Here is a 4966-nt window from a genome sequence, read left to right as displayed (position 1 = left end):
TTTAACCGGCCCATACTAGTTGCATACTAGTATGATGCGTGTATAATGGAAGTAGAGCGGGCCACAAGGCCCCTCACCCCGAACCCGAAAGGAGCGACCATGGCCACGTCGCCCGCCTACGTCATCCCCGGCGCCGAGGGGATCGCCGCCGCCTACGCCGATATGCGCCGCTACAACGTGGCCCCGCTCGCGGCGAGCGACTGGCTCATCGAGCAGGTGAAGGACGCCGCCCGCGACGACATCGCCCAGCAGCTCGAGCGCAACCACGGCGCACCCGCCGAGGAATCCCCCAACGTCGCCGATCTGGTCCTACGCCAGATCTACCGCGCCATCGGCGTCGCCCTGGCCGTCTACAACAACCATCGCAGCCGCGTCACCGACATGGACCACATCGCCACCCCCCAGGGAGCCGCTGCGATCAACCGCGCCGCCGTCGCCCGCAAGGTCCGCACCAACGACACCCACCGCGCCATCTTCGAGTACACCCCCGACATCGACACCGTCGAAAACGGCAAAGAGACCATCTACTACGTCTCCGGAGTCATCTACATCGGCCCCCGCGTCCGAGCCCTCACCGCACGCTTCACCAGCACCACCAACGCCCCCACGGCCCACAGCGTCACCCTCACCCACTTCGACGTGCTGCTGCCCTAGCCCACAGCCCCCTAAAGGGGACGCCCGAGGGGCGTCCCCTCCGGGCATTTCACAGCCCGCTCCCGCCTCCACAGGCCACAACAGGACAGCCCCGCGTCACGGAGAAATCGCCCCGAGCCGTGCCAGGCTGGCCCGCATGGACACAGCCGAACCCCTGCACTCGACCAGCCTGCGCGACCTCCTGCGCCAAACCGTCAACCTCGCCCGCGCGGGCGACCACCGCGCCCGCCGCATCACCATCGGCCCCCGCACCGGCATCGTCACCCCCCACACCAAGCCCGACGGCACACTCGACGCAGACGACCTCGCCGCCCAAGTCTGGTCACTCGGCCACGACGAGCCATCCGACACCGGAACCTTCACCGGCGGCTACTACACCAGCCGCGGAGTCAGCCGCCTCGTATACGCTCCCGAACCCTAAACCCGCAGGTAAACACACATTAACGTATCACACACGCACAATGTGTGCATGATGCGTGTATGCTAGAAGCAGAGCGGGCCACAGAGGCCCCTCACCCCGAACCCGAAAGGAGCCAACAATGGCAAAGCCCGGAACCCTCCTCGAGTCCTTCGACCTCGAGGTCCCCGACGAGTTCCGCACCATCGCGGCCGAAATCTGGCTGGTGCTCGCCGACGACGGCACCGAAATGCTGTGGCACTACGAGGACGGGCGGCACGCCTTCGCCCATCCCGCCCGCCGCTGCGCCAACTGCGGCGAGGCCATCACCGCCAGCGCCTCCGGGGCGCGGTGCTTCGGCTGCGCCGGAGGGCTGAACCTCTAACCTCACCGCCTGCCCGGCCCGCCACAAGCGAGCCGGGCAGGCGGCCCCGCATTGGATTAAGGCACGAGCGCATCATACTCGTTGCATACGCGCATCATACGTGTATGCTAGAAGCAGAGCGGGCCACAGAGGCCCCTCACCCCGAACCCGAAAGGAGCCAACAATGGCCCGCAAGACCTACACCCCGCAGCAGCGCGAAGCTGCCCGTGAGGCCCGCGCCGCCAAGGTCGAGCAGATGCACAACGAGCTGACCGCCGCCGTCAACGCCCTCACCGAGTCCGGCCAGTGGCAGCGTTGGCTCGATTTCCTGGGCAGCTTCCACCAGTACAGCCTCAACAACACGCTGCTGATTCAGGTGCAGTGCCCCCACGCCACCCAGGTCGCCGGATTCAAGGCATGGCAGGTCAAGGGCCGCCAGGTCCGTAAGGGTGAGACCGCGATCCGCATTTTCGGCAAGCCCTTCCGCATCGCGTCCGAGACCGACGAGACCACCGGCGAGAAGACCCGCCGCGCCGTCAAGTGCCCGCCGCCCGTGGTGTCGGTGTTCGACATCTCCCAGACCGACCCCATCGAAGGCGTCGAACAGCCCACCGCCCCCGTGGCCCAGCTCCAGGGCGACGACCCCGCCGACCTGTTCCAGCGCATCACCGCATGGATGACCGGCCAGGGCTGGACCGTCACCCGCGAGCAGATCCCCGGCGAGGTCAACGGCTTTTGCACCATCGACGGCAGCCGCAGAATCGTCGTGGACGCCGACCTGTCCGACGCCCACGCCGCCAAGACCGCCATCCACGAGGCCGCGCACGCGATCTTGCACACCGACGAGGACGGCAAGGCGACCACCGAGCCCGACCAGGCCACCTGCGAGCTCGAAGCCGAATCCGTCGCCTACGTCGTGGCCGGACTGCACGGTCTCGACACCAGCGACTACAGCGTGGGCTACGTCGCCAGCTGGAGCGGCGGCCAGGCCGAGAAGGTCAAAGCCACCGCCATCCGGGTCCAGGAAGCCGTTCACCTCATCGCCGAAGCCCTCACCGACGAGACCGAGGAGGACGCCGGCTAGGCCGGCGGGGGCGGTCGGGCGTGGCGCCGCTCCGCTAAGCGCCACGCCCGACCGCCGGCCACCCGCCCCAGTGGCCGGCCACGACACGCCCCTCACCCGAGCATCACACTTGCGCCATGCCCGCACCATGCACGGATATACTCGCACCATGCACGCATAAAGAAGGGAAAGTGCCCATGACCACGGTCATCGCGATCGCCAACCACAAGGGCGGCGTCGGCAAGACCACCAGCGCCCTCATGCTCGCCCATGCCGCCGTCGCCGACGGACGCCGCGTCCTGGTCATCGACCACGACGCCCAAGGGGGAGTGGCCCTGCGCATCCTCGGCGACCGCGACCCCGACGGCCACACCCTCGCCGACATCTACGCCCGCACCCCAGGCGTCACCCTCGACCGGGCCACCCACACCACCCGCCGCGACGGACTCGACATCGTCCCGTCCGGACGCGGCGCACTGGCCGCAGCTCTGCAATCACTTGGGGGAGTAGCCCCCGGCAAAGTCCTACACAAAGCCCTAGACGCCGTCCGCGACGACTACGACCTCATCGTCATCGACTGCGACCGCGGCCTATCACTGGGCACCATTAACGCCCTCTACGCCGCCGACCGGGTCCTGCTCGTCACCGAACCCGAAAACGACTCGTTCAACGGCATCAGCGACACCGGGGAACTCGTCGACGAAATCAACGAAGACCTCCGCCCCACCCGGCCGCTGCCCGATCCGGACATCCTCATCAACCTGCGCGACACAACCCGCACCGCCACCCACGGCCGCGTCGCCACCGAGATCCGCGAATGGGCCGACGCCTCCGGCTACCGCGTCCACCCCCACGACATCCCACGCCGCGCCTTCATCGCCGAAGCCGCCGCCAACGGCCAAGGCCTGGACGAGCTCAAGGAAATCGCCGCCGTCACCGTCCGCGACAGCTTCCACGAGCTGCTGACCACCCTGACCGCCGAGAGGAACTGATACCCATGGCCGCCAAGCCGCCCGTTCGCCAGCGCAAGACCACCGACAGCCTCGTCGCCCAGGCCGCGGCAGGGGAGAAGGCCGACCGCCCAGCCGACGCCCCCGAATACCGCAACTGGAACGTGCGCCTGCCCGCCGACCTCGTCGAACGAGTCTGGGGCACATGCCAGGCCCTCGAGGACGCCGAAGACCTCCCCAGCGCCGTCGCATTCACCGTCCGCGCCTTCGAGGAGCTGCTCGACCGGCTCGACGCCGAACACAACGACGGCCAGTCCTTCCACGCCGACGCCAGCCCGTTCCGCGCCGGCGGACGCACCACCTACAAGAGGTAGACACCCATGCACATCATCACCATCACCACGACCGCCCCGACCGGCGAGCTACTGGCACAACAGAACCTCACCACCGCCGGCGACCTCACCGAAGCGCTCGACCTGGCCGCCCACCACGCCTCAGCCAGCACCATCGACATCCACGCCCACGATCCGTACCAGCACCACGCCCACCTCATCGCCCTCGGCGACGAGCCCCACGCCGTCATCGCGCCCCGCATCACCCCAAGTGGACGCACCGACCTCATCGCCACCCTCCGAGCCGCCAGAACGCTGACGAGCTGAGCAAGGCGCTACTAGCTAACCCCGTGCCGACATAGAACGTCTTCTGCAATCCCCACATCGCCAGCTAGTCGGCCCAGGCGACGTCCCCGAAGCCCAGTCGCTCGAACTTCGACGGTGCGTAGAACTCGACCCTGTACTCACCGTTGTCCGGGTACGTGATGAAGCGCCCGACCCATCGCCCCTGGATCGAAAACCCCTCTTCCCGGCCCGACGACGACGTCTCATACGCCTGCTCATACAGATCGAAGTAGTCATCCAAGACTGATCCTCCGAGCCAGATCAGATCTGCTTCCGTGAGGCTATCGGGATCCCCGCATCCGGGCGAGTGTCCTTCCGCGTCCCTATTGCCGTGATGATCGACATGCCAGTAGAGGAACTCTTTGGAGTTGTTGGCCAAGAACGGCTCCCCGGTTAGACGGGCCAGCGAAAACGGGGGAATGTCGTCGCCGATGCTGTCCGTCATCGACACCGGGTCGACCTCGAGCTCCCACCACTCATCAGCTCCGGAACGTCTGTCACGTGGCCGGCCGGTCGCGGCCACGACAATCGCCAGGAACACCGGCCACGTCGTCACCAAACCCCTATCAGGGCTGCTGGGAGTCCGAGCGATACGCCGATTCCCGCCCGAGATCACCTCGACGTGCTCCTGCTGGAAATCAACGACAAGCCTCAAATCCTTCTCGCCAGTCGGCACTACGCGTCCTCTCATCCGACCTTGTCTTCCAAGAAAAACTAATAAAACGACTATTTGCCCGACGGGTGCGGGTGTTCTGGGGCCAGCTCCCGCGTGCAATACCGTCTGTCACCTCCCGGGGCGTAGTCCCCTGGCGTGGGTGGGTGGCCGGCCTTGGGTGGTGGGGCGTTTCTGGTGGTCAGCCC

Annotated in this window: 8 protein-coding genes; 7 read left to right on the top strand and 1 reads right to left on the bottom strand. The window is 67.0% G+C overall.

What is annotated here, in order from left to right; genetic code table 11:
- Positions 1-99: 99 nt before the first annotated feature.
- The 7 genes from ACWIFB_RS17210 (at position 100) to ACWIFB_RS17180 (ending at position 4087) form a co-directional block, all read left to right on the top strand.
- A complete protein-coding gene (locus tag ACWIFB_RS17210) occupies positions 100-654 on the top strand; it encodes a hypothetical protein (RefSeq protein WP_378002050.1) in 555 nt (184 codons plus the stop codon).
- A gap of 136 nt (positions 655-790) precedes the next feature.
- The gene (locus ACWIFB_RS17205; protein ID WP_378002049.1) at positions 791-1075 is read left to right on the top strand and encodes a hypothetical protein; all 285 of its coding nucleotides are present in this window, start codon (positions 791-793) and stop codon (positions 1073-1075) included.
- A 118-nt stretch (positions 1076-1193) separates the two neighbouring features.
- Positions 1194-1436, top strand: a complete 243-nt coding sequence (locus ACWIFB_RS17200; protein ID WP_378002048.1) for a hypothetical protein — start codon at positions 1194-1196, stop codon at positions 1434-1436.
- Positions 1437-1599: 163 nt separating this feature from the next.
- Positions 1600-2499 carry an ArdC-like ssDNA-binding domain-containing protein gene (locus ACWIFB_RS17195; protein ID WP_454058884.1) on the top strand — a complete coding sequence of 300 codons (900 nt, stop codon included), beginning with the start codon at positions 1600-1602 and terminating at the stop codon, positions 2497-2499.
- 176 nt (positions 2500-2675) lie between these two features.
- Positions 2676-3470 (top strand): ParA family protein, encoded by a 795-nt coding sequence (locus ACWIFB_RS17190; RefSeq protein ID WP_061230130.1) that lies wholly within the window; start codon positions 2676-2678, stop codon positions 3468-3470.
- A 5-nt stretch (positions 3471-3475) separates the two neighbouring features.
- Entirely contained in the window at positions 3476-3802 is a 327-nt protein-coding gene (locus ACWIFB_RS17185; RefSeq protein ID WP_061230129.1) for a hypothetical protein, read from the top strand.
- Positions 3803-3808: 6 nt separating this feature from the next.
- A complete protein-coding gene (locus ACWIFB_RS17180) occupies positions 3809-4087 on the top strand; it encodes a hypothetical protein (protein WP_378002109.1) in 279 nt (92 codons plus the stop codon).
- Positions 4088-4151: 64 nt separating this feature from the next.
- Here the strand turns inward: ACWIFB_RS17180 and ACWIFB_RS17175 are convergent, their stop codons facing one another.
- Complete coding sequence (locus ACWIFB_RS17175) at positions 4152-4781, bottom strand: hypothetical protein (RefSeq protein ID WP_378002108.1); 630 nt, start codon at positions 4779-4781, stop codon at positions 4152-4154.
- Positions 4782-4966 lie beyond the last annotated feature (185 nt).

Source organism: Dietzia sp. NPDC055340 (genome assembly GCF_053645335.1).
Note: the sequence above shows the minus strand (reverse complement) of the source record. Positions and strands in the feature narration are given on the sequence as shown.

Coding starts and splice junctions, on each gene's coding strand:
- ACWIFB_RS17210 (WP_378002050.1), top strand. CDS start 100: ATGGCCACGTCGCCCGCCTACGTCATCCCCGGCGCCGAGGGGATCGCC.
- ACWIFB_RS17205 (WP_378002049.1), top strand. CDS start 791: ATGGACACAGCCGAACCCCTGCACTCGACCAGCCTGCGCGACCTCCTG.
- ACWIFB_RS17200 (WP_378002048.1), top strand. CDS start 1,194: ATGGCAAAGCCCGGAACCCTCCTCGAGTCCTTCGACCTCGAGGTCCCC.
- ACWIFB_RS17195 (WP_454058884.1), top strand. CDS start 1,600: ATGGCCCGCAAGACCTACACCCCGCAGCAGCGCGAAGCTGCCCGTGAG.
- ACWIFB_RS17190 (WP_061230130.1), top strand. CDS start 2,676: ATGACCACGGTCATCGCGATCGCCAACCACAAGGGCGGCGTCGGCAAG.
- ACWIFB_RS17185 (WP_061230129.1), top strand. CDS start 3,476: ATGGCCGCCAAGCCGCCCGTTCGCCAGCGCAAGACCACCGACAGCCTC.
- ACWIFB_RS17180 (WP_378002109.1), top strand. CDS start 3,809: ATGCACATCATCACCATCACCACGACCGCCCCGACCGGCGAGCTACTG.